General features: G+C 57.9%; 17 protein-coding genes and 3 pseudogenes. 13 read left to right on the top strand and 7 right to left on the bottom strand.

The features are described 5' to 3' along the window. Positions 1–506 precede the first annotated feature (506 nt). Both AC0L7L_RS05405 and AC0L7L_RS05400 read left to right on the top strand, forming a co-directional pair. Positions 507–1216: pseudogene (locus tag AC0L7L_RS05405) on the top strand (DUF599 domain-containing protein). Then, positions 1216–2157 carry an acetyltransferase domain-containing protein gene (locus tag AC0L7L_RS05400; RefSeq protein ID WP_473512528.1) on the top strand — a complete coding sequence of 314 codons (942 nt, stop codon included), beginning with the start codon at positions 1216–1218 and terminating at the stop codon, positions 2155–2157. The pseudogene AC0L7L_RS05405 and the gene AC0L7L_RS05400 overlap by 1 nt, the downstream one beginning before the upstream one ends. Positions 2158–2181: 24 nt before the next feature. Here the strand turns inward: AC0L7L_RS05400 and AC0L7L_RS05395 are convergent, their stop codons facing one another. Then, positions 2182–2571, bottom strand: a complete 390-nt coding sequence (locus AC0L7L_RS05395) for a MerR family transcriptional regulator (RefSeq protein ID WP_473512526.1) — start codon at positions 2569–2571, stop codon at positions 2182–2184. A 52-nt stretch (positions 2572–2623) separates the two neighbouring features. Next, positions 2624–4039: a magnesium transporter gene (gene mgtE, locus AC0L7L_RS05390; protein WP_473512524.1), complete on the bottom strand. Its 1416-nt coding sequence runs from the start codon at positions 4037–4039 to the stop codon at positions 2624–2626. Positions 4040–4300: 261 nt separating this feature from the next. On the opposite strand from mgtE, the gene AC0L7L_RS05385 reads away from it, so the two are divergent. The 6 genes from AC0L7L_RS05385 (at position 4301) to AC0L7L_RS05360 (ending at position 12135) form a co-directional block, all read left to right on the top strand. Further along, on the top strand, positions 4301–6607 hold the full coding sequence (locus AC0L7L_RS05385; RefSeq protein ID WP_473513789.1) for an FdhF/YdeP family oxidoreductase: 2307 nt from the start codon (positions 4301–4303) through the stop codon (positions 6605–6607). Then, a complete protein-coding gene (locus AC0L7L_RS05380) occupies positions 6604–6945 on the top strand; it encodes a hypothetical protein (protein ID WP_473512522.1) in 342 nt (113 codons plus the stop codon). The genes AC0L7L_RS05385 and AC0L7L_RS05380 overlap by 4 nt, the downstream gene beginning before the upstream one ends. A gap of 259 nt (positions 6946–7204) precedes the next feature. Next, the gene (locus AC0L7L_RS05375; RefSeq protein ID WP_473512519.1) at positions 7205–9802 is read left to right on the top strand and encodes a bifunctional diguanylate cyclase/phosphodiesterase; all 2598 of its coding nucleotides are present in this window, start codon (positions 7205–7207) and stop codon (positions 9800–9802) included. Between the two features lie 521 nt (positions 9803–10323). Beyond that, the gene (locus tag AC0L7L_RS05370) at positions 10324–10467 is read left to right on the top strand and encodes a DUF1127 domain-containing protein (protein WP_272210698.1); all 144 of its coding nucleotides are present in this window, start codon (positions 10324–10326) and stop codon (positions 10465–10467) included. A 276-nt stretch (positions 10468–10743) separates the two neighbouring features. Then, a complete protein-coding gene (locus tag AC0L7L_RS05365) occupies positions 10744–10887 on the top strand; it encodes a DUF1127 domain-containing protein (protein WP_272210697.1) in 144 nt (47 codons plus the stop codon). 135 nt (positions 10888–11022) lie between these two features. After that, positions 11023–12135, top strand: coding sequence for a pyridoxal phosphate-dependent aminotransferase (locus AC0L7L_RS05360; RefSeq protein WP_473512516.1), 1113 nt, complete (start codon positions 11023–11025; stop codon positions 12133–12135). A 36-nt stretch (positions 12136–12171) separates the two neighbouring features. Here the strand turns inward: AC0L7L_RS05360 and AC0L7L_RS05355 are convergent, their stop codons facing one another. Continuing rightward, positions 12172–12870 carry a glutathione S-transferase N-terminal domain-containing protein gene (locus AC0L7L_RS05355; protein WP_473512514.1) on the bottom strand — a complete coding sequence of 233 codons (699 nt, stop codon included), beginning with the start codon at positions 12868–12870 and terminating at the stop codon, positions 12172–12174. 118 nt (positions 12871–12988) lie between these two features. Here AC0L7L_RS05355 and AC0L7L_RS05350 point away from each other — a divergent pair, with 118 nt between their 5' ends. After that, complete coding sequence (locus tag AC0L7L_RS05350) at positions 12989–14485, top strand: AMP nucleosidase (RefSeq protein ID WP_272210694.1); 1497 nt, start codon at positions 12989–12991, stop codon at positions 14483–14485. A 245-nt stretch (positions 14486–14730) separates the two neighbouring features. Here AC0L7L_RS05350 and AC0L7L_RS05345 read toward each other — a convergent pair whose 3' ends face one another. Both AC0L7L_RS05345 and AC0L7L_RS05340 read right to left on the bottom strand, forming a co-directional pair. Further along, complete coding sequence (locus AC0L7L_RS05345; RefSeq protein WP_272210693.1) at positions 14731–15636, bottom strand: diacylglycerol/lipid kinase family protein; 906 nt, start codon at positions 15634–15636, stop codon at positions 14731–14733. 124 nt (positions 15637–15760) lie between these two features. Beyond that, positions 15761–17418, bottom strand: a pseudogene (locus AC0L7L_RS05340) (electron transfer flavoprotein-ubiquinone oxidoreductase). Positions 17419–17695: 277 nt separating this feature from the next. Here AC0L7L_RS05340 and AC0L7L_RS05335 point away from each other — a divergent pair. The 3 genes and pseudogenes from AC0L7L_RS05335 to AC0L7L_RS05325 all read left to right on the top strand — a co-directional run bounded on the left by AC0L7L_RS05335 (position 17696) and on the right by AC0L7L_RS05325 (position 19803). Further along, positions 17696–18485, top strand: a pseudogene (locus tag AC0L7L_RS05335) (SDR family oxidoreductase). 66 nt (positions 18486–18551) lie between these two features. Beyond that, positions 18552–19394 (top strand): uracil-DNA glycosylase, encoded by an 843-nt coding sequence (locus tag AC0L7L_RS05330; protein WP_473512508.1) that lies wholly within the window; start codon positions 18552–18554, stop codon positions 19392–19394. A gap of 250 nt (positions 19395–19644) precedes the next feature. Continuing rightward, a complete protein-coding gene (locus AC0L7L_RS05325) occupies positions 19645–19803 on the top strand; it encodes a hypothetical protein (protein WP_473512506.1) in 159 nt (52 codons plus the stop codon). Between the two features lie 124 nt (positions 19804–19927). On the opposite strand, the gene AC0L7L_RS05320 is transcribed toward AC0L7L_RS05325, so the two are convergent. Together AC0L7L_RS05320 and AC0L7L_RS05315 are read right to left on the bottom strand one after the other, a co-directional pair. Further along, on the bottom strand, positions 19928–21181 hold the full coding sequence (locus tag AC0L7L_RS05320) for a PAS domain-containing protein (RefSeq protein ID WP_272210690.1): 1254 nt from the start codon (positions 21179–21181) through the stop codon (positions 19928–19930). Between the two features lie 215 nt (positions 21182–21396). Further along, positions 21397–22245, bottom strand: a complete 849-nt coding sequence (locus tag AC0L7L_RS05315; RefSeq protein WP_473512503.1) for a hypothetical protein — start codon at positions 22243–22245, stop codon at positions 21397–21399. A 235-nt stretch (positions 22246–22480) separates the two neighbouring features. Here AC0L7L_RS05315 and AC0L7L_RS05310 point away from each other — a divergent pair, with 235 nt between their 5' ends. After that, positions 22481–23743, top strand: coding sequence for an MFS transporter (locus AC0L7L_RS05310; RefSeq protein WP_272210687.1), 1263 nt, complete (start codon positions 22481–22483; stop codon positions 23741–23743). Positions 23744–23746: the final 3 nt, after the last annotated feature.

Genomic DNA, 23746 nt, shown 5'->3' with positions numbered 1-23746 from the left:
GCCCGTGAAGACACATGAACGTGTCAATCATCGACATTGCCGCACCGGAACGCGACAGATCGTCCTCAAAAGCTGGCTTGAAAAATCTGGCGCAGATCGTAACCATACCCCGGAAACGAAAACAACGGCGGCCTTTGAAAGGCGACGCCGTTGTTTTGTGGAGAACTTCAATGCCGGTTAAACGGCAACAACAAGATAGGCAAATCCGAGAACAGCACCAATTCCGATGACAGCCCGCAGGGTTACGCCCCAGCAGGACTTGTGAGCGGTATCTTCCATGATCACTCCGGTTTTTTTGACCCCAGTGCACTTTGGGAGGATGTGCACCGATGGTTATCGCTTTATTAAACTGTCACATAAACTGCAATGGCGAATTTTCAGAATTTTGGAGAAACCGTGCTTGCATTGGTTCTTCGCTGCCGACAAAACAGGATGATTGTGCCGATCGCACGCTTGCCAAGTCATTGTGAGCGCCTCGAAAAGCCGAACCATTGAAGGCCGGATCCATGACAAGTGCGGATTTTCTCGCCCTGACTTTTTTCTCTGCTGCTGGTTTGTTTTCGACGGTCTCGTCAGCGGACGCTTCGGGCTGATCCGGCGCACGAGCCTTACCGGCGCCATGCTGATCCATCGCAAACGCTGGATGCAGACAGCATTGATGCGCGACCTGCGTATGATCGATACCCAGATCCTTTCCGGCCTCCAGAACGGCACCGCTTTTTTCGCTTCGACCTCGATATTCGCCATTGGCGGTTGCTTCGCGCTGATGGGCGAGGCCGACAGGGCACAAATATTGTTCGAGGATCTGCCAGGGTTGATACCAAGCACCCGCGCTGCCTTTGAAATGAAGGCCGGTGGACTTGCGGCGATCTTCGGCTATTCCTTCTTCAAGTTCGGGTGGTCCTACCGGTTGTTCAACTACAACACGATCCTGTTCGGTGGCCTTCCGATGATCACCAGTACGGAAAAAGACCGGAGAGTGCTGGAGCGCATGGCCGAGCGGGTTGCGGAGGTCAACATCATCGCCGCCCGTCATTTCAACACGGGATTGAGGGCAATTTTTCTCTCCATCGGGTATCTTGGATGGTTTCTCGGCCCCTATTTCTTTATGGCCTCGACAGCTTTCGTGTTCATGATCCTGATGCGGCGGCAGTATTTTTCCGATGCGCGCAAAACGATAATCGAAGCGAGCGAATCCAATAGCGAGGGGACCTGATGACCGCCACACCGACATCTGAGGCGAGCACCAAAAACCGCCGTATCCACAGCATCGATGCAGCGCGCGGGATCGCACTCGTCGCCATGGCGATCTACCATTTCACTTGGGATCTCGATTTCTTCGGCTATGTACCGTCTGGCGTCTCGACGCGGGGCGGTTGGGCGATTTTTGCCCATCTGATTGCCGGAAGCTTTCTGTTTCTGGCGGGGTACAGCCTTTGGATGGCCCATGGAAAATCGCTGAGGCTCGCCTCATTCGCCAGGCGGATTGGTGTGCTGGTTCTGGCCAGCGTGGCAATCACCATCGTGTCCTGGTTCACGACACCGGAAGCGATCATCTATTTCGGCATCCTGCACGCCATCGCCGCTGCGTCCATCATCGGCCTTCTGTTTTTGCGCGTGCCGGCCGCCATTACTTTCGCAATTGGCGTCGTCGCAGCACTATTACCGCATTTTGCAAGCTTCGATGTGCTCGATCCGCGTTATCTCGCCTGGATCGGCATGGCCGCGCATCCGCCGTCCTCAAACGACTTCGTTCCGCTTTTGCCCTGGATCGGGCCGTTCCTCGTCGGGATAGCAGTCTCCAGATGGACATACGAATGGCTGAAACGCCAAAGACAACTGCCAAAGCGGGAAAACCTGCTGACCCTTATCGGCCGGCACAGCCTGGTGTTCTATCTGCTGCACCAGCCCATTCTTTTCGGCCTCGTCTACGCTGCAACGCTTGTGGTTCCGCCGGACCTGGCGCCAGCCTATCTGTCGAGCTGCCAGACAAGCTGCGAGCGAACCGATGAAGCGGCCTTTTGCTTAACTTATTGTACCTGCACACGCGATGTGCTGGAATCAGAAGGACTGCTGGAGCCACTGATGCGCAACCAGACCACCGACAAGGATGCGGTTGCACTCGGACGGATCGCGATGTCATGCAGTATACGTTAGAAAAGGCGGGAAAAGCTGAAAGGATCAGGTGCCGACGCCAATTTCAGCAAGGCGTGTAAGGCAGGTCTCTTCGACATTGTCGAGTTCCGTCATGATCTCATCGATATCGCGGCGTTTCTGGCGCAATTCATCGCGCCGGGATTTGATCTTGTCCATGGTTTGCTGGAGCTGACCCATCTCTGTCGGCGGACGGTGGAACAAATTCAGGATATCTTTGATCTCGGCGAGCGGAAGTCCAATACGACGGCTGCGAAGGATTTTTTTGATCAGAACACGCTCATTTTCGCTGTAAAGCCGCGTGCGCCCACGTCTTTCTGGCTGCAACAGCCCCTCATCTTCGTAAAATCTGAGCGTTCGCGTGGAAACACCGAATTCACGTGTCAGGTCGGTAATCGAATAAAATCGCTTCTGCACAACAGATCTCACCACTATCAGTCGAATGAATAAACCAGAAATATTCTTAAACTTAAATATTAAACCACCAGGTCGCAATTCCCAAAAACGAGAAAAAGCCGATTACATCGGTTGTAGTGGTCACAAAGACGGTCGAGGATATGGCCGGGTCGGCGCCAGCCCTGTCCAGCAAAAGGGGAATAAGAATACCCGCCATGGCGGCGGCGAACATGTTGATGACCATCGCTGCGGCAACAACACCGCCCAGTTGCGGATTATCGAACCAGTAGCCGGCCGCTATCGCAATTAGCAGGGCAAATGCAACGCCGTTGAACAATCCGACGCCGGCCTCCCGGCGGATGATCCGCGCGGCATTGTAAATATCAAGGTCACGGGTAGCGAGCGCGCGCACCGTCACCGTCATGGTCTGGGTTCCGGCATTGCCGCCCATGGAAGCCACGACTGGCATCAGCACGGCCAGGGCGAGCATCTGACCGATAGACTCATCGAAAAGGCCGATGACGCTGGCCGACAGAAATGCTGTTGCCATATTGATCAACAGCCAACCGAAGCGTGAACGCACCGCACGCATCACATTATCCGACAATTCCTCGTCGCCGACACCACCGAGGCGCTTGATATCTTCATCGGCCTCTTCGTGAATGACGTCGACGACATCATCGATGGTCAAAACGCCGACAAGCCGACCGTTATTGTCGACGACAGCGGCGGAGAGAAGGTCATACTGCTCGAAAACCTGCGCGGCCTCTTCCTGATCGAGTTCGGCATCGATCGGGTGGTTGGTCTCTCGCATGATGGTTTCGATCTTGGTCTGCCGCTTGGTGCGCAAAATGCGATCGAGATCCGCCGCCCCCAAAAGCCGAAATGTCGGATCGACAACAAAGATCTGCGAGAAGGACTCTGGAAGATCGTCATCCTCGCGCATGTAGTCGATGGTCTGCCCGACCGTCCAGAACGGCGGCACCGCGACGAACTCCGTCTGCATTCGTCGGCCGGCCGAACTTTCCGGATAATCCAGCGAGCGAGTGAGCCGGATACGTTCGGTGAAGGGCAGCTTGGCAAGAATACCTTCGCGCTCTTCGTCGGCAAGGTCTTCCAGAATGTAGACGGCATCATCCGAATCGAGAGCGCTGAGCGCGCTGATCAGTTGTTCGCTGGGCAGCGATTCAATGATATTGAGGCGGATCGCCTCATCCACTTCCGTCAGGGCTGTCAGGTCAAAATCATTACCGAGAAGTCGGACAAGTTCCGGACGGCTTTCATGGTCGAGCGCCTCGATGACATCGCCGATTTCGGATTCATGCAGACTGGCGACCTGATCAAGCAGAAACGCGCTGTCCGCATTGGCAATAGCCTGCTGAACCCCGCCGAGAAATTCGGCACTGACAGTGCCTTCCTCATCGTAGATATCGCGGGTTTGTTCGCGCGTTTCGGACTGGTTCAGCAACTCTTCATCCAGATGGCTCATACGGAAAACCTTTCTGTCAGCAACGCAATCCTGCCCGCGCGGTTCCGAAACCGCGCCCATCTCTTAGTTGGTTTCGCAGGGAAATGAAATCGCTCCGGAGCAACCTTTTCTGATCGCGCCGCTGTGTCGCGGTTGGCGGCCGCGGCGCAGAGCATTACCTAAGTGATGTACGGTATTCTTGTTTTTTGTTAAATTCTCTTGAAATACAGTGAACTGGCAGAGACATCAGCGGCCTGGGGAGGTCACATGGAACGCGGTAAAATAGAGCGCGGTAAAAAGCACAAAGACAACGGCAAGGCGGCAGGCGGCTGGGAAGCGCTGATCGCTTCTGGTCGGTCGCTGATGGCAAGCGGCGCACCGCTGGTCGGGGCCCGGGCGCTCAGTAAGGCGAACCAGCCCGACGGGTTTGATTGCCCCGGCTGCGCCTGGGGCGACCCCGAGCATGGCTCATCTTTCGAATTCTGTGAAAACGGCGTGAAGGCGGTATCTTGGGAAGCGACCGATGCGCGGGCCGATCCGTCGTTTTTTTCGCGTTTCACGGTCAGCGAACTTGCCCGGCTTGACGATTATACGCTGGAAAACCATGGCCGCCTGACCCATCCGATGCGCTATAACCGGGATACGGATCATTACGAACCCGTCTCCTGGGAGGAGGCCTTTACCGGCATCGCGGCGGCCCTCAAGGCGCTCGGTTCTCCCGACGAAGCGCAGTTTTATACATCTGGCCGCGCCAGTAACGAGGCGGCTTTTCTCTATCAGCTCTTTGTCCGCATCTTCGGCACCAACAACATGCCTGACTGCTCCAATATGTGCCACGAGGCCTCCGGCGTCGCGCTGACCCAGGCCATCGGCATCGGCAAGGGTACCGTGCGGCTTGAAGATTTCGAGAAGGCCGATGCGATCTTCGTGGTCGGCCAGAACCCCGGCACCAATCATCCGCGCATGCTTGGCGATCTACGCCGCGCCGCAGACCGCGGTGCACGTATCGTGGCGCTGAACACGCTGAAGGAGCGCGGCCTTCAGCGCTTCGCCGACCCGCAGCGCAAACGCGAAATGGTCACCGGCGGCAGCGCACCGATTGCAAGCGACTACTTTCAGCCGCGGCTGGGCGGCGACATGGCCGTCTTCCGCGGCATGGCGAAAGCAGTGCTCGACACCGACCGGAAGGCGCGCGCAGAAAGTGGCACAGGCGTGATCGATGATGACTTCATTCGCAACCATTGCCACGATTTTGAAGGCTATGTCGCAGCCGTCAGCGCGACCGAATGGAGCGCCATCGAGGACCAATCCGGCCTGTTGCGGGCCGAAATCGAAAAGGCGGCAGCGATCTATCTCGGTGCCGACAATATGATCTGCACATGGGCGATGGGCATCACCCAACACGAGCATTCGGTCGCCACCATCCGGGAAATCACCAGCTTCATGATGCTGCGCGGACAGATCGGCCGCCCGGGTGCCGGGCTTTGCCCGGTTCGCGGCCATTCCAATGTGCAGGGCGACCGCACCATGGGCATCAACGAAAAACCACCGGTGGCCCTGCTCGACGCACTGGAGACAGTCTTCGGCTTCTCACCGCCGCGCGAAAACGGCAACAGCACAATCGAGGCCATCGGCGCCATGATCTCCGGGCGCTCCCGCGCCTTTGTCGGCCTTGGCGGCAATTTTGCCCGTGCTGTGCCGGACAGCGGCTTCATCGAAAAGGCCCTGCGCGGACAGATGCTGACCGTCCATATCGCGACCAAGCTCAATGCCAGCCATACCATGCCGGGCGAAAACGCATATCTTCTGCCCTGCCTCGGACGGACCGAAATCGATCTCAACGCTCGAGGCGAGCCGCAACTGGTCACCGTCGAGGATTCCATGAGCATGGTCCATGGCTCGGCGGGCATCAATGCGCCAGCCAGCCCCGAGCTTCGATCCGAGATTGCCATCGTGGCAGGGATAGCCACAGCGACGATCGGCACGCAGATTGTCGACTGGGCAGCGCTTGCACAGGACTATGACAGGATCCGCGACCTGATCGGGAAGACGATCCCCGGCTTTCACGATTTCAACACACGGGTGCGAGAACCGCGCGGCTTCGATCTTGGCAACACCGCAGCAAAACGCCAGTGGAACACGCCAACGCATCGCGCCAATTTCTATACCGGTCCGCTGCCGGAAAAGACCGCTTTTCAGGCACGGGAAGACGCCCCGGACCGCTTCGTGCTCCAGACCATGCGCAGCCACGACCAGTATAACACCACAGTTTACGGGCTGGATGATCGCTACCGCGGCGTCTACGGCGAGCGCAGGGTGATCTTCATCAATCCCGCCGACATCACGGATCTTGGCGCGCGCGCGCACCAGAGCGTGGAAATCACTGGCCCGGACGACGACGGCGTCTCCCGTGTTGCACAGGGTTTCAAGATCATACCCTATGACATTCCGCGCGGTTGCGTTGCCGGTTATTTCCCCGAACTCAACGTGCTGGTGCCACTTTCAAGCTATGGTGAGGGGAGCGGCACCCCGACCTCGAAATCGATCCCGGTGCGGATCCGCCTGAGCGGGGAGAGCGATCGCCGATGACGAATGACCGGCCCGAACCGGATACGCTCGCGGCCCCGGCTTCGGACATGGCCCAGCCTTTGGACATGGATCGCCTTGATCTCGACCCGATTGCCGCGTCCGTGCTGGCGCTTGCGCTTTTGGAAGAGGCCCGTGACAGCAGAACCGCCGCCCGCCACCTTTCGATTGCCCATGCACTGGCCCTGCGTGCCGTTACTACACTTTTGCGCGAGCCGTGCCTTATAGAAATCATCAAACGCGACGCTCGAACATCGCGGATTTTTTACCGTCCAACGCAGCGTGCCCGGGCACTGACAAGCGATCGCTCACCTGCCCATAGCCCCCGACGGGAGCGATGACTGAGGCCAAAGCCGTTTGACTATATTAGCGTCGGCTCCTATCAAAGATAGTTGGCAGTTTCCTGAGGTCTATCAACCGTTTCTGTGGGTTGTGGAGGCGTCCAGACCCTGACCGGACGGGTTTGCACGAACAGGCAGGCGCCATACGACAGGAAGACGCCCCTCGGCTATGAAGGGCTGGCGACAGCGGGCAAACAGTATGTTCAGTAGGGGAGCGAGCAATGCCATCTGAAGCGGCGCTTATTCAGCGGATGCAAATATGACAAGACTGAAAGCGAACAGCATACCGCAGAAGCACCGGGCAAAGATCAGGCTATTTGCGCTCCTGACCCTGCTTTTCTTCACGACAGTCGCAACCGGAACATTTGTCGGCGGCTTCTACATTCGCGAAGCCGTAAAACAGGAAAGACAGCAGCAGGCAGAAATCCGCGCGGCAGGCTTTGCCAAGGCCCTCAAGTCGGTTCTGGACCTAACAGAAAAGGTCGGCGTGGCATTGTCGTCGTCACTGAGCGACACGGACGGGCTCGCCGCATATGACGATACGGTTCAGGCCTACCTTACTGCTGCACCGTGGACAAAAGCCGTGATTCTTCGACAGGAAGACCGAACCGTAGTCTTTCCGAGTGATATTGAACAGACCATGCGAGCCGTGGACGTTCCTGCCGGAGCATCGGAGGGCAGCCGGCAGATTTTCGGTCCTTATTCCCTGCCCAATAGCCAACGTGTGCTGATCTTCAGATACGCATTTGCGGATGGGACGCTCGACGTTGCGGTTGGTTTCGAAGCGATTCTCGATGCAATCGGCCTGATGGAGCTGGAGCAAACAATACAATTGAGCGTTCAGACAGCCACGCTTGCCGGTTCAGGCGGAGAGGCCACAGCCGGCGCCAGGATCCTGAAGACGGAAAACCCGGCGCAGACGAAACTGAACATCGGAAACTCCACATGGACCGTCAGCGTCGCGCCGTTGGCGCTTTCAGAAGGCAGTTTCGACTGGCGCAAGGCATTCGGCTTCGCGCTGATCGTATTCGCAATCGCTTTTTTCACACCGCTCGGCGCGCTGTTGCTGTTGTTTCGGGCGCGCCTTCGCGACAATAACAATATCCGTCGCAGCATGATGGCGGTGGAGAACCTCTCGCGCCAGCTCGATGTGGCGCTCAACGCCTCCAATATCGGCCTTTGGGAACACGACCTGGAATCCGGCGAGCAGGTCTGGGATGACCAGATCCTGAAGATCTACGGAATGGAAGGCGGAAGCCACATCCAGAGCTTCGACAGCTGGAGCGCCTCCCTTCATCCCGAAGACCAGGAGAAATTCAGGCAATTCAGCTGGGAGGATGCTGAAAAAGACAAAGGCTTCCTCACTGAATATCGGATCATCACCCCCGGTGGCCAGGAAAAGACAGTCCGTTCGGCAGGTAATGCCTATGCTGATGCCGACGGCCGGCGCAAATTCGTCGGCGTCAACTGGGACGTCTCGGCCGACAAGCGCCTTCAGGAAGCGCTCACGGAAGCCAAGGCCAAGGCTGAGGCCCAGCATATCGAAGTCGAAGAAGCGCGCCGGCGCATGGAGAAAATTGCGCTGCAGGACACCTTGACCGGCATTCCCAACCGAAGACATTTCGAAAAGCAGATGGAAGCCGCACAGACCGACGGCAAGCTGCCGGCAGGCATGAAGATCGTGCTGATCGACCTCGACGGCTTCAAGACCATCAACGACACTATGGGCCACGTCTTCGGCGACGAAGTCCTGCGGTACGCCGCGGGAAAATTCAACGAGAAACTCGGCCCGAACGATTTCCTGGCGCGTACCGGAGGCGACGAGTTCGTCGTGCTAATGCGGGAAGACAGTGACGTGGAGGGCTTTACCAACGCAGTGACCGCTTCATTTGCGAAGCCCGTGCGCATAAATGGGAGGTCTTGCCGCATGGGTGTCAGCCTGGGGATCGCAACCGCGGAGGATTCCCGCGACACGGCTTCGGACCTGCTGACCAAAGCCGACCTTGCGCTCTATGAAGCCAAAAACCGCGGGCGGGCCCGCACCGTGAACTACACCAGCAATCTGATGGCCAAGACTTTCTCGCTCAAGCAACAGGCGGACGAACTGCAGGAGGCTGTCGAAGCCGGCGAAATCACGGCGTACTACCAGCCGATTTTCGATGTCAGGACATCCGAAATTATCGGCGTCGAAGCGCTGGCCCGCTGGCAGCATCCGCGCCGCAACCTCCTGGAGCCCAAGGCATTTCTCGATGTGGCGGAGCAATTGGGGCTGCTTGACGCAATCGACGACATCGTCTTCCGCAAGGCGCTGTCAATCATCGAACGCAGCAAGGAATCCGGCGTCTCACTCCCGGGCATATCGGTCAACGTTTCCTCGCAGCGCTTGCGTGATCCCGCACTGGTGTCCATGCTCTCAGCCCTCGACCTGCCCCCTGGCATCGTTCACTTCGAACTACTCGAATCGATTCCCTTCGACCGCCCCGATGCCGCGCTGATCAAGACGGTAAACGCCATCAGGGCACTGGGCATCGGTATCGATCTGGATGATTTCGGATCCGGTTATGCCTCACTGGTGGGGCTGACCCTGGTCCGTCCCGACCGGCTCAAGATCGCGGGGCAGCTTGTGACGCCCATTATCAGTTCCGAGGAGAGCGTTCAGATCGTCGAAACCATCACACGGATCGCGAAATCCTTTGGCATCGGCGTCATCTGCGAAGGCGTCACATCGCGCAGTCACTCTGAAATGCTGCGGTCGCTCGGGTGCTTCCTGCAACAGGGCTATTATTTCTCACGCCCCATGAATGAAGATCATCTGATCGCACTACTGGGCAAACAGCCACCTTCCGTGATCAACTGAAGCGACTGTCTCTTCGCAGATGCACACAAATGCAGACATGCGCTTGGCGCATATCTTCTATTCCGAGATGGCACTGCACTTTTCCGGCCACCTCACCTATATTGGGTTCAACAAGATGATTGAGCCCACTCAGACGAACCGAGTAGGCAACATCACCTGACCCGGCCTCCGGGTAGATATTCGAAGCTGCGCACTCCTCCTCCCAGCGCGCTTTGATGGGCCGACGACGCTCCTCCTCCCAGTCGTTAGCCAAAGCAAATGACGCTCACCGGATCCTCCTCCCCCGGTGGGCGTTATTTTTTTGCCTTTTTTCGGCGATTGTCGGCCACCTCCCACACCATTTCAAGCAGACCTGCCTCTATCTTGATAGGCGAATCCTGCCCTTCGGACGACGCCATGCATCCAGTGCATAGCGGCTTTACCGATAAGCCCCTGACCGAGTTACCGGGAAAGGACTATATCCCAGTCATCAGAGATTGAGGCGCAGCAAACAAGCGCCCCAGCAAACAGGAGAGAGAAACATGAGCATGACCCGTTCGTTCAACAACTGGATGAAGTACCGTCAGACCGTCACCGAACTCGGCCGCATGAATGCACGCGAACTGTCCGATCTTGGTATCAACCGTGATGATATCCGTCGCGTTGCCCGCAAGGCCGCATTCTGAGCGCGCCATTGACTGACTTTGCAAAAGCCCCACGCCGAACCCGGCGCGGGGCTTTTTTTATGCCTGAACGATATCCGTTCCCCGAATTGAGCTCTGTCATCTGCGGGTGCCTTAAAACTACCCACCATCGCCACGCAGCCCTCAAAATATGCAATACCCTGCACAAATGCATGGCAGTTGCATAAAAACTGCACACGACGTTTCGCGATTCTCCCTGTATTTTCTCAGTCAAAATCAATGCAGCCACAGACTGCCGGAAAATTCGAGGAAACACCCATGCATCCCTTTGACTTCACCATGAAATGGTTCAGCTATCGTCGTACCCGCTCCCAGCTGCGCAATCTCACTGCCGCAGAGCTCAAGGATATCGGCCTGCTTCCGGGCGATATCGAGCGTGTTGCAGCCCGCGCATTTCGCTGAGACAAGCCAGACTGATAGTTTTGCTACGGCGCCTTACGGGCGCCGTTTTGCGTTGGTGCCACCCTATCCCATCTTGCCTTCCAGGTCGCAGTGACTATGTTGAAGCGCCTTTTCAAATAAACCGGAACGCATAGCATGGCTGAATTTTCGCGCTTCACGCCCTTGATCAGGGAACTGCCATCCACGGTCCCCTTCGTCGGGCCAGAAGCACTCGAACGCACCCGCAATTACCCGATCATCGCCCGGATCGGCGCCAATGAAAGCGGTTTCGGCCCGGCCCCCTCCGTGCTCGCGGCCATCCGCGAAGCTGCTGGCGACATTTGGAAATATTCGGATTCCGAACACCTGTCACTGCGCAAGGCGCTGGCGGATCACCACGGCTGCGGGATCGAAAACCTGATGATCGGGGAAGGTGTGGACGGCCTTCTGGGCATGGCCGTCAGGCTGGTGGTCTCACCGGGCACGAAAGTCGTCACCTCGCTTGGCGCCTACCCCACCTTCAACTACCATGTCGACGGTTTTGGCGGAGTGCGGATCAGCGTGCCCTACAGCCATGACCGGGAAGACCTCGAGGCGCTGCTGGCTGCCGTTCAAGAGCATGACGCCACGATGGTCTATTTTGCCAATCCCGACAATCCGATGGGCAGTTTCTGGCATGAGGACGATGTTGCGCGGTTCGTCGACGCGCTTCCAGAAACCTGCATGATGGTGCTCGACGAGGCCTATTGCGAATGCGGGCCGGCCGAAGCCTTTCCCGCCATCGATCGTTTTCTCGACAGGCCGAATATTCTGCGGTTCCGGACGTTTTCAAAAGCCTATGGACTGGCCGGCGTCAGAGCAGGTTACGTCATCGGCGAAGCGCAGACGATTGCCGCGTTCAACAAGATCCGCAACCATTTTGGCATGCCGCACCTCTCCCTCGTTGCCGCCGAGGCGGCCCTCGCCGATCAGGCCTATTTGCAGAGCGTCATCGGCCGCATCCGCGATGCGCGTGACGAAATTGCCCGGATCGCGCGTAAAAACGGGCTTTCGCCGCTGCCATCAGCAACCAATTTCGTCGCCATCGACTGCGGCCGCGACGGCGCCTATTCGCGCGCCATTGTTGAAGGGCTGGGCGCGCGCGGTGTCTTCATCCGCATGCCGGGCGTGGCGCCGCTCGACCGCTGCATCCGGGTTTCGACAGGCCTGAGCGAAGACATTGAGCTGTTCGCCCGAGAACTGCCGACCGTGCTTCAGGCGCTGGACTGATCCCAACGCCTGAAACTCTTCAAAGAGTGATGGCGCTCAGCGCGCTTTCTGTCCGAAGAGAACCGATTGAGCGTCTTTGTCTGACGCCAGGTTCATTTTGGCACGCTCTTGCTGGCCGACGGCGATCCCGGCCTTGACGCCGGGTCGGTCCATCACGGCCTCATACCAGCGCTTCAGGTTCGGAAAATCATCGAGATTCTGCCCCTGCGCCTCGTATGACCTGACCCAGCCGACCGAGGCCATGTCGGCGATCGAATAGTCACCGCCGAGATATTCCGCCTCGCCAAGCCGCCTGTCCATCACGCCGTAAAGCCGGTTGACCTCATTGGTGTAGCGGTCAATGCCATAGGCAATCTTTTCGGGCGCATAATTGCGGAAATGATGTGCCTGCCCGGCCATGGGGCCAAGCCCGCCAATCTGCCAGAACAGCCATTCCTCGACGGCAATGCGTTCGCGTTCGGTCTCGGGATAGAATTTTTTGAACTTGCGGCCGAGATACTGAAGGATCGCTCCGGATTCAAAAACCGAGACAGGTTCGCCGCCTGGCCCTTCGGGGTCGATGATCGCAGGCATGCGATTGTTGGGCGAAATCTTGAGAAACTCCGGCTTGAACTGGTCGCCCTTGCCGATGTTCACCAGATTGACGTTGTAGGGAACGCCGGCCTCTTCAAGATAAATCGCAATCTTGTAGCCGTTCGGCGTCGGCCAGTAGAAAAGCTCGATCGGTGCGGTCATGAAAAATCATCCTCATCGTGTCGCAAAATATCGTCCTCTTCGATATAGATCGATTTGAAACTGAAAAAAGACCAGCGAAAGCCGGTGGAACGCTGTTTCTACAAAAACGAGGGTCGCCATGCACGAGAACGAACCTTTGACAGCAAACGTTATCTCGCCGGATCCGGTGGAACCGCAAAGCTACACAGATGCGCAAGAGGCCGTAAAAGCCTTGCAGGCGCTCTACAAACGCAACACGCGTTTTGTCATTGATGCCTTTCTTGAACTTGCCGGCGGCGCGCCGATCAAAGGTCGCTACCGCGCCTGCTATCCGCAAGTCAGCATCGAGACCGGCAGCTACGGCCTGACCGATTCGCGCCTGTCCTTCGGACATGTGGCAACGCCGGGCACCTATGCCACGACCATCAGCCACCCGGTGCTGTTTGAGAACTACCTAATCGAACAACTCGACCTGCTGATCAAGAACCATGGTGTTGCGGTGACGGTGGGGGAATCGGAGACCCCCATTCCGTTGCACTTCGCCTTCGGCGAGAACACCCATGTCGAAGCCGATCTGGCAGCGCTCGCCGATGTGCCGCTGCGCGACATCTTCGACACCCCCGATCTCAACACCACCGACGACCAGATCGCCAACGGCGAATACGAGCCGGAGCCGGGCGAGCCGCAACCACTGGCGCCATTCACGGCCCAGCGCATCGATTATTCGCTGGCGCGCCTTAGCCACTATACCGCGACAAGTTCGGCGCATTTCCAGAACTTCGTGCTGTTTACCAACTATCAGTTTTATGTCGACGAGTTCTGCGCCTTTGCACGTGAGATGATGGCCAAGGGCGGCGAAGGCTACAGCGCCTTCGTCGAACCCGGCAACAACATCACCCTACCCGGCGAAGTCGAGCCCGAGGGCGGACATGCCGGGGTCCGCATGCCGCAAATGCCAGCCTATCATCTGAAACGCGCCGACAATTCGGGCATTTCCATGGTCAATATCGGCGTAGGCCCCTCCAACGCCAAGACGATTACCGACCATATCGCGGTGCTGAGACCCCATGCCTGGCTGATGCTGGGCCACTGTGCCGGTCTGCGCAACAGCCAGAAGCTCGGCGACTATGTGCTTGCCCATGCCTATGTACGCGAGGATCACGTTCTCGACGACGACCTGCCGATCTGGGTACCGATCCCGGCACTGGCGGAGGTCCAGCAGGCCCTCGAGGACGCCGTCGGCGAAGTCACGGGGCTTGAGGGATACGAACTGAAACGGGTGATGCGCACCGGTACCGTTGCCACCATAGACAACCGCAACTGGGAACTCTCGCACCAGAGCGGTCCGGTCAAACGCCTGTCCCAGTCGCGCGCGATCGCCCTTGACATGGAATCGGCGACGATCGCGGCCAACGGTTTCCGCTTCCGCGTGCCTTATGGCACGCTGCTGTGCGTTTCCGACAGGCCGCTTCACGGTGAACTGAAGCTGCCAGGCATGGCAACCGCCTTTTATACGACCCAGGTCCGTCAACACCTGCACATCGGTATCAAGGCCGTGCAGAAACTGGCCTCCATGCCACCGGAAAGGCTACATTCGCGCAAACTCAGAAGCTTTTACGAGACGGCCTTTCAGTAGAGACCGTCAGTTGGCTGACACAGCTATCCATTCCAAGGACGTCATCCTCGGCCCTGTGCCGAAGATCCAACCAGATTGCCGCATAGGCGCCGCTTTTGTTTTAAAACAGACTGAATGATTTCGTCTTTTCATCCGAGACGCTTGTCGTGGCGAGAGGTGCCGGGACGCTCGGGACAGGCCCGAGCATAACGAATGAGCGGGAAGCGGGCTTTGTCAACAAGCTGACGGCCTTTCAGTAAAGTCCGCTACTCAAGCGCGCTGTCAAAAGGAACGATGACCTGCAGCGAGCTTGGGTGTTGCTCGATAACGGCGTGAAGCACTTCATCGAGCGGGTCGCCGTCGAAAGACTGATCAAAGTCTTTTGAATGAAAATCCAGCGTCAGTTTTTCCGTCTCGATCACGATGACGTTTTCGCTGTCCTCAATGCGCCCGGAAACATAGTTGAGAGCAAAGCCCAGTACCGAATCAACCTCATCGGCCCTCAACAGATAAAGTACCAGCTTGCCGCCTTGCGGACGATCAGTGAACAGGCTGGCATTGCCATGGATGCGGTTGTTGGAAACACCGACAAGCGCGAAAACGCCCTCACCGCTTGCCGCGTCGCTTTCATAACTCAGCCTGATTTCGGGAATGGTGCGCAGCGTGTCGATCCAGGCGCGCGTGCTCGCGGAAATCTTTCCGAGCCGCGAATCATACTCGATTTGTTCGCGGTTCCTGATCATCGTGGCATGCAGGCCTGCGGAGAACTGATGGATGAATGGTCGGTCGTTCATCGTCGGCACATCGACACGGGCCATCTTTCCATTTGCAAGCGTTCTCAGCGCTTCCTCGATGTCGAGCGGCAGACCGAGGCTGCGGGCAAACAGGTTCATGGTTCCAGCCGGGACCACGCCCAGCAGCTTGTCCGTACCGTACATGCAGCCCGTAGCAAGCGATATCGATCCGTCACCGCCGCCGACAATGAGACCGTCAAACCCCTCGGCGGCGGCCGCCTGCCTGATGATATCCGAGATCTCGCTGCCCTTGACGATTTCGCACTCGAAATCATGACCGGCATCGCGAAAGATGTTGCTGGCAAGCTCCGAAAACGCGTCCATATCGGTGGTTTTGAAGGTGCCGCCGTCGCGGTTGAAAATGCCTTTGAGACGCATCGCTTGTCCTTAGAATGATCACAGCCGCTTAACGTCGTCATGCAGACATAGGTTCCGGTGCCGGGACTGACGCCGGAAGTCACATAAGCAGACAACGCCTTACATGCGGCGATCCGGTGACCGCCTACATATTCGGATAGACCGGCCCTTCGCCCCCTGGGGCGGCACCCAGGTGATGTTCTGGTTCGGGTCCTTGATGTCACAGGTCTTGCAGTGAACGCAGTTCTGGGCGTTGATCACGAATTTCTCCGCGCCGTTTTCCTCGACCCATTCATAGACACCGGCGGGACAGTAACGCGCCGACGGGCCTGCATAGACCTCATATTCGGACGTCTCTTGAAGCGCCATGTCCTTCACCTTCAGGTGGACCGGCTGGTCCTCCTCGTGATTGGTGTTGGACAGGAAGACCGACGACAAACGATCGAAAGTCAGAACGCCATCGGGTTTGGGGTAGTCGATCGGCTTGTGACCGGCGGCCGGTTCCAGCGAAGCGGCATCGCTCTTGCCGTGTTTCAGTGTCCCGAAAAACGAAAAGCCGAACAGTGTGTTGGTCCACATGTCGAGACCACCGAGCGCAATGCCGGCATAGGTGCCGAGCTTCGACCACAACGGCTTGACGTTGCGAACCTTCCTCAGATCGCGTCCAATCGCGCCGTCGCGCCAATCTGCCTCGATTTCGGCGATCTCGTCATTGGAACGCCCTGCCGCAAGGGCCTCCACGACCCGCTCGGCAGCGAGCATGCCGGACAGCACCGCATTGTGTGAGCCCTTGATACGCGGAACATTGACCAACCCCGCCGAACAGCCGAGCAAAGCACCGCCGGGGAATGAAAGCTTCGGAACCGACTGGTAACCGCCCTCGGAAATCGCTCGGGCCCCATAGGAGACGCGCTTGGCGCCCTCGAAGACCGGCGCAATCGCGGGATGGGTCTTGAACCGCTGGAATTCCTCGAACGGTGAGAGATAGGGGTTTTTGTAGTTCAGATGCAGCACGAAGCCGACCGCCACCTGATTGCCTTCCAGATGATACAGGAACGAGCCGCCACCGGTTCTGGCGTCAAGCGGCCAGCCGAAACTGTGCTGGACCAGACCGGGCTTGCTTTGCTCGGGAGAGACCTCCCACAATTCCTTCAGGCCGATACCGTATTTCTGCGGCTCGCGCCCCTCATCGAGGCCGAATTTCGCGATCAGCTGTTTGGCGAGCGAGCCACGCACGCCCTCGCCGATCAGCACATATTTGCCAAGAAGCGCCATGCCGCGGGTATAGTTCGGGCCGGGCGTGCCGTTCCGTTCAATGCCCATATCACCGGTGGCAACGCCAATGACAGCGCCATTGTCATCATAGAGCACTTCCGAAGCGGCGAAACCGGGATAGATCTCGACCCCTAGCGCCTCGGCCTTTTCGCCGAGCCATCGACAGACATTGCCCAGCGAAACAACGTAATTGCCGTGATTATTCATCAGCGGCGGCATCACGAAGTTCGGCAGCGCAATCGAACCGGATGGCCCGAGCAGCAGGAAGCGGTCGCGGGTCACTGCAGTCTTGAAGGGATGGCCCTCTTCATCGCGCCAACCGGGCAGAAGAGCATCGATACCGGAGGGATCGACCACGGCCCCGGAGAGGATATGGGCGCCGACTTCGGCTCCCTTTTCCAGAACAACGATGTTCAGATCCTCATTGAGCTGTTTAAGCCGAATGGCAGCTGCAAGGCCCGATGGTCCGGCCCCGACAATCACAACATCGAATTCCATGCTCTCGCGTTCCGGCAGTTCTTCAGCCATATCATCCCTTCCCGTGCCACGATTACCCGAAATCGCCGACGCACGTTTTCTCGTAAGCCTGATTGACTATTCCTAGAGACGTTCCGGGCAAATTGAAAGCATCTGGCCACCAGGCCAGAGCCCAGGCCAGATAAGGTTTCCACAGTCTCAGCGCGCTAAGTGCCTGTCCTTGCGTCCGATAATGATTGATTGACGACATGGCAGGCGTCTATGGTGAATGCCAAATTCTGCCATTCATTTTCGAGAAATCGGCCGTTTCCGGCCAAGGGAGTTTTTCATGGATTTTGGTATTGCCGAAAAAAAGGCCGTGGTGCTTGCCTCTTCACGCGGTCTGGGAGCCGGCATCGCCGAAGCGCTGGCAAAGGAAGGCGCGCATGTGCTTCTTTGCGGACGCACCGAAGACCGGCTTGCGGCAAACTGCAAGGTCATCAATGACACGACGCCGGGGAAAGCGGATTTCGCAGTCGCCGACATCGCCGCGGAGAACTTCGTTGAGGATCTGCTGTCGGCCATCAACGAAAAACTTGGCGGCGTCGACATCCTCGTCAACAACTCCGGCGGCCCGACGCCCGGCACGGTGGCCGACATGAGCCCGGAAAAGCTCAGCCGCTTTTTTCAGTCGATGGTTTCCCCGATCATCACGCTGACCAATGCCCTGATCCCGCAGATGCAGAAAAAGGGCTGGGGCAGGATTGTGACTGTTGCTTCTGGCGGTGTGATCGAGCCGATTCCCAATCTTGCCTTTTCAAACACGCTGCGCTCGGCACTGGTCGGTTGGAACAAGACACTTTCGAACGAAGTGGCGGCCTCCGGCATCACCGCGAGATCTTCTTCTGCCGGGTCGCATCCACACCGACAGGATCGATGAACTGGATCACGCCAATGCCGAGCGCAGTGGCCAGAGCCTGACTGACGTGCGTAAGGCTTCGCTGGCGACGATCCCGGCGGGCAGGCTCGGGCGCGTCGAAGAATTTGCCAGCGTGGCCGCCTTCCTTTGCTCAAGGCAGGCAAGCTACCTGACGGGAAGCCTGATCCGCTGTGATGGTGGCGCAACACGCGCAATCTGATATCAATGCAGTTATAAACGCACTGGCGGGCGGCCTGGCGGCCGCCTGAGGGAAGCACGACAGATAATGACCACCACCCGGGAACTGACAGCGCGCGAAGCAGCAGCCCTTTTGCATTTTTATGCCGATGCAGGGGTGGACATGCTGATAGAGGACGAACCCGTCAATCTGACGGTCCGTGCCGAAACGCCTGCTGCGGCGCCGAAGAAAGGTCCAGCCGCTCCCCGGCAAAAAGCACCGGCAGCACCGGTATCAGCGCCTCAGGCAGCGCCCGTGCCGCGGTCTACCGGCGGTGCGACAACGATACCAGATGAAAAAGCCGTTTCCGATGCGCAGTTTGCGGCCGAATCCGCACGCTCCCTCAACGAGCTTAAAACCGTCCTGAACGGTTTTTCGGGATGCAATCTAAAGCATAATGCACGCTCGACTATCGCGCTCGACACCCTGCCGGAGAGCGGAATTCTGGCAATCTGCGGCTTTCCGACCGGCGATGATGACCGCTACGGCGCTCCGCTTGCCGGACGTGCAGGCGGCCTGTTCGAACGGATGCTCGCGGCCATTGGCCTGACGCGCGAGGCGGTTGCAGTCACCACCGCCATTCCCTGGCGTACTCCGGGAGACCGCAGCCCCACCCTTTCGGAAATGGACATCTGCCGGCCGTTTATCGAGCGCCAGATCGCGCTTGCTGAACCTCGTATTCTTCTCGTACTCGGCAATTTCGCGAGCCGGATGCTGATTGACGGCACCAAGACCGTTTTCGATCTGCGCGGCAAATGGCATACGCGCGAGATCGACGGACACTCTGTCGAGGCACTGGTGACGTTCTCCCCGACAGAGCTTCTCGCAGCCCCCGCCAACAAGAAGCCGGCCTGGCACGACCTACTGGCTTTCAAGGCTCGTCTCGACTAGCCACACCCGGAAAATGACGGCCATCTGAAACGGAAACGCACCCTATCCAAAGAGCATTCAAGTCGGTTATCGTCGCCGGAAATTTAAAATGTTTCCAATCCTTTAACACCGGCATGCGCCAGGCGCATGGCTGCCCTCCGGCAGGGCCCATTGCTCGTCGCGGGCGTTTCAGGGATAAGAGCTCATGTCTTGGGAGGATCCACAGGAACCAAGGCAATGAGACACGTACAGGACATGGACGAGAACCCTTATGCAGAACACGCGCATTTCTCTCGAACTCGGACGCTCGACCAATGGCTACCATGGCCAGCGGGGCATCGACCGCGCGATTGCCAAGGGCTTTGCCAAGACACTTGGCCATCACGACGCCAGCACTCGGCGCCCGGCAATGCGGGCTCTCGGCGCGTGAACAGCTGACGCCGGAGCTCTGGTCTTCGGCACCGGACCTGCGCCGCTGAACGCAGCATGGAAAAATCGCAGTACTTTTGAGAAGCCGGGATACGTCCCGGCTTTTCTGTATGCGCGCGCCGTTATCAGTCGATGAAGGCCACTTCGACGGTCGTTCCGGTTTCCACCGCTGTCCGGACCGAAAACTTCAAGCCAAGTCCGGAAGCGGCCTCCTGTGCCTTGACGAGACAGGTGTGGGAAATCCCCATGGACAGTTCCGGCTGACTGAAGACAGCATCGAGCTCATTTTCGCTCAATCCCCTGCCAATGTCAGTGAACCGGGCCAGAAAGCCTTCCGGTTGCGTGGCCTCAAGCGTGATCTGGGCATCGCAATATGGCGGCGACACAGCAATCAGCCGCTCAATGAGATGCGAAAACAACGCAGTCAACAACACGTCATCAACGGGGACACCACGGCCTCCCTCACCAACCTTCGTTACCAGCGTGATACTCTCGGCCAGCGCCTCGCTACGATACTGCTGGAGCGCAGCGCGAAGACATTTTTCCGGAGAGATCAGCGGTGTATCATGCTGACGTTCCTTGCGATCACGTTCGGTTTCGAATTCGGCATAAATGTCGCGATTAAATAGCGTCGATGGAGACGCAGGCGAGGTCTGAGCGATGGTGTTTCCCTCGGCTGTGCTAGCGCTGTCAATGGTTTTCGGCTGCAGCGTTTCAGCGCGTCCGGATATCGCTGGGGCGGGCATACTGGAATGAAGATATTCCAGGTCTGTGGCCTCATTCTCCTGATCGGAGGGCTGCCGGGCAAAGACGTTTTTGGAAATGCGCTGGGGGCGCACCGGTTCCGCAGACGAGCGGGTACGCAGCGTGTTCCATGGCATCTGACTGTTCACGGGTGCGGAATCTCTTTCTTGACGCACCGGTAGCGGCCGTCCGCTCTCGGGTGTCGCGATACCGAATTCGGTGTTGTCGACCTTAGGCATGGGTACAGTCCTGTGCGATGTTTGGCGCATACCCGAGGTCGGGCTTACCACCACGCATACCCCATCGCGGTGGCGCATGCGGGCAATCGAAAGCTGCGAACTTCCGCCGGAACCACCGGAGAAATCCGCCGAAACTTCCTCCAGCCGATTGCCGGGATCGTCGGAAAGCACACGCGCCATTGCCCGCTCTATATCCTTGCGGTTAGCCTCCGAAAACCAGGAGACCAGCGATGTTCCACAAACATCAGTCTCACCAGCCCCCAGAAAAGAAAGCGCTGCCTCATTGGCAATTTCGATCAGACCATATGGGTCGACCAGCAAAACACGTTCAGGCGCACGGTTAAGCGTCTGCACAACAGGTCTTGTGTCAGCCGTCTGAGGCAATTCGGAATCCATCAATCGCATCCGTTTGTCCAGTCGAGCGGTTTAAGCGCCGAGTAAGGTAAGATCAAAATATCCTTCATGATGATAGCCTGGCGCGTGGCCTTCAAGACAACCATCATAAGACTTTGAGGTAAATCTCATATTAAACATGAAACATAGCTAAATGTGGGTAGACACCAAGCAAAAGGGCATTTTACCAGAAATAGTCCGGCCTTTGCAGGCAGTTCCTAATCGACCTTCTGTCCTGCAACCACGCCAAAAACCCTGTCCAGGTGATGAGACTTGACGGCCTGCCAGCAAATATATTCATCGATGAAGGCGCCGTCGACCCACATCACGCTTTCGAATGGCTTACCCGTCCAGCCAATTGCCCCGACATTGATGATCTTGCGCAGGATGCGCTGAAGATGTGTACGCGAGATCAGTATCCGTTGGGCGATCTCCCGCGCATTGAGAGCCGGGATCAGGTATCGTCCCCGATCTCGTTTCTGGTGCCCGACCAGAATGATGATGTTATCCATTACCAAACCGCCGGAGATCGTTTTCTGCAGCAGCGCAATCCGCGGCGGCGGTTCGCGCCAGGCGGAGTCATGAAGGCACCCCCTGGCAAGATGTGGCTGAATGGCCGGGATCAACTCAGGCCGCGCGGAGAATTCCGCCACGCGGCCAGCCCCATCGAGCGCGTCAAGGATTGACAGGTTTGCCGTAAACCAGAGGCCAATGGCGTCGTAAACCGGCTCAGTCGGCGCGAAATAGCGCGGCCTCAGACTTTGACGTGCAGGGTCAGGCTGAAGGAAACCGTATGCAAGAGTTTCATCGATATAGTCTCGGATCGTGTTGGGGCTGGCAACCTTGAAGGGCTTCAGCATATCAATCAGAGCGCTGATGGTCAGCCCTCCGCTCCCGCCCCAATAAAGGGCAAGCGCCGATTGCGATATCAGCCAGCGGCGTTGTGAACCGAAATTGGCACCAAGGCGCTGGTTTTCCTGGTAAACCCCTGTAAGATTTTCGCTGTAAAGCGAAAGTGAAGGGAGGAAGGAAGGGTGGTTCGCAATCGTGTCTGATGATAGCGGCATTGCTCAAATATGTTTACCGGCGCCTGCGTGCCAGAAATTGGACCGCTTCCAGGCCTCTCGTCTTTTGTGTTTGGCGGACCCTAGTTGATCCGAAAGGGAAAATACAGACGCAAAATCACGCCTGAAAAAGGTTGCGGCATCGTGACGAAAATCCTATAGGGCCGGAAGTCGCCGCGCTGGCCGTGCTTCCGGCGGAAACCAGAGACACTCTTGAACACCGCAGCGAGAGAATCCCATGTTTGCCAGTCTCGTCTCCATTGCGTCCCTGATGATTTCGGCCATGCTGATGATGGTTGGTTACGGGCTGATGAACTATCTGATTCCAGTCCGTTCGGTGGCAGAAGGATGGTCACCGATCCTGATTTCGGTGATCGCGACCGGCTATACCGTCGGCTTTACTGTATCGTGTATCGCAACCCCGAAACTGGTGCTGCGCGTCGGCCATGTCCGGGTGTTTGGCGCGCTGATTACGTTGCTGACGGCCTCGATCCTCGCCAGTTCCCTTCTTGTTGACTGGCGCACATGGATTGTCTTCAGGGCGATTTCGGGATTTGCAGTCGCAGGCTGCTATCTGGTGATTGAAAGCTGGCTGAATGAACGGGTGACCAACGAAACCCGGGGCTCGGTGTTCTCAATCTACATGATGGTAACACTCGCCGGGTCGATCGGCGGACAATATCTCGTTCCCCTCGGCGACCCGCTGAATACAACGCTGTTCATCGTCTGCGGTATCGTCTTTGCCATCTCCATTCTTCCAACCGCACTCTCGACAGCCCAGTCTCCGGCACCGATTGCGCAGGTGCAACTCGGTCTGCGCAAGCTCTATCAGCGCTCGCCAGCCGCTTTTGTCGGCGCCATTCTGGCCGGGATACTATCCGGCACATGGTCGAGCCTCGGCGGCGTCTATACGACGCAGAGCGGCTTCACGACGGGTCAGGGCGCGACCCTGCTGGCCTTTGTGCTGGCCGGCGGCGCGCTTGGTCAGATCCCGATCGGACGCATATCCGACCTGACCGACCGGCGCTATGTGATGAGCGCCTGCGGCGGCGTCGGCGTTGTCGCGGCTTTTGCAATGTTTTTCATGTCGCCAGAAACCCCGCGCCTGCTTTACAGCGCGGCATTCATCGTCGGCTCCATGCTCTATCCGATCTATTCTCTCAATGTTGCCCATGCCAATGACCGTGCAGATCCGAGCGAATATGTCACGATCTCAAGCTCGCTGATGATCCTGTACGGTTTCGGTACGGTTGCCGGTCCGCTGATCGGCGGCAGTGCGATGGAACTCGCTGGGCCCCGTGGCCTGATGCTGTATCTCGCAATCGGTTTCGCTATCTACGCCGCCTATGCCGGCTGGCGTGTGATGCGCGGCAACCCCACCGTCTCGGCTGATGAACGCAGTGACTTCCACGCCATTGCTGTTCCCATGCGCGGTACAGATCCGGCTGGCAGTATCGCGGTCGATTATGAAACCGAGTACGATCCCTCGCAGACGGAATAAGCC

This window comes from Martelella sp. K41-7, assembly GCF_055808365.1.
This window is presented reverse-complemented; position numbering and strand designations above follow the sequence as displayed.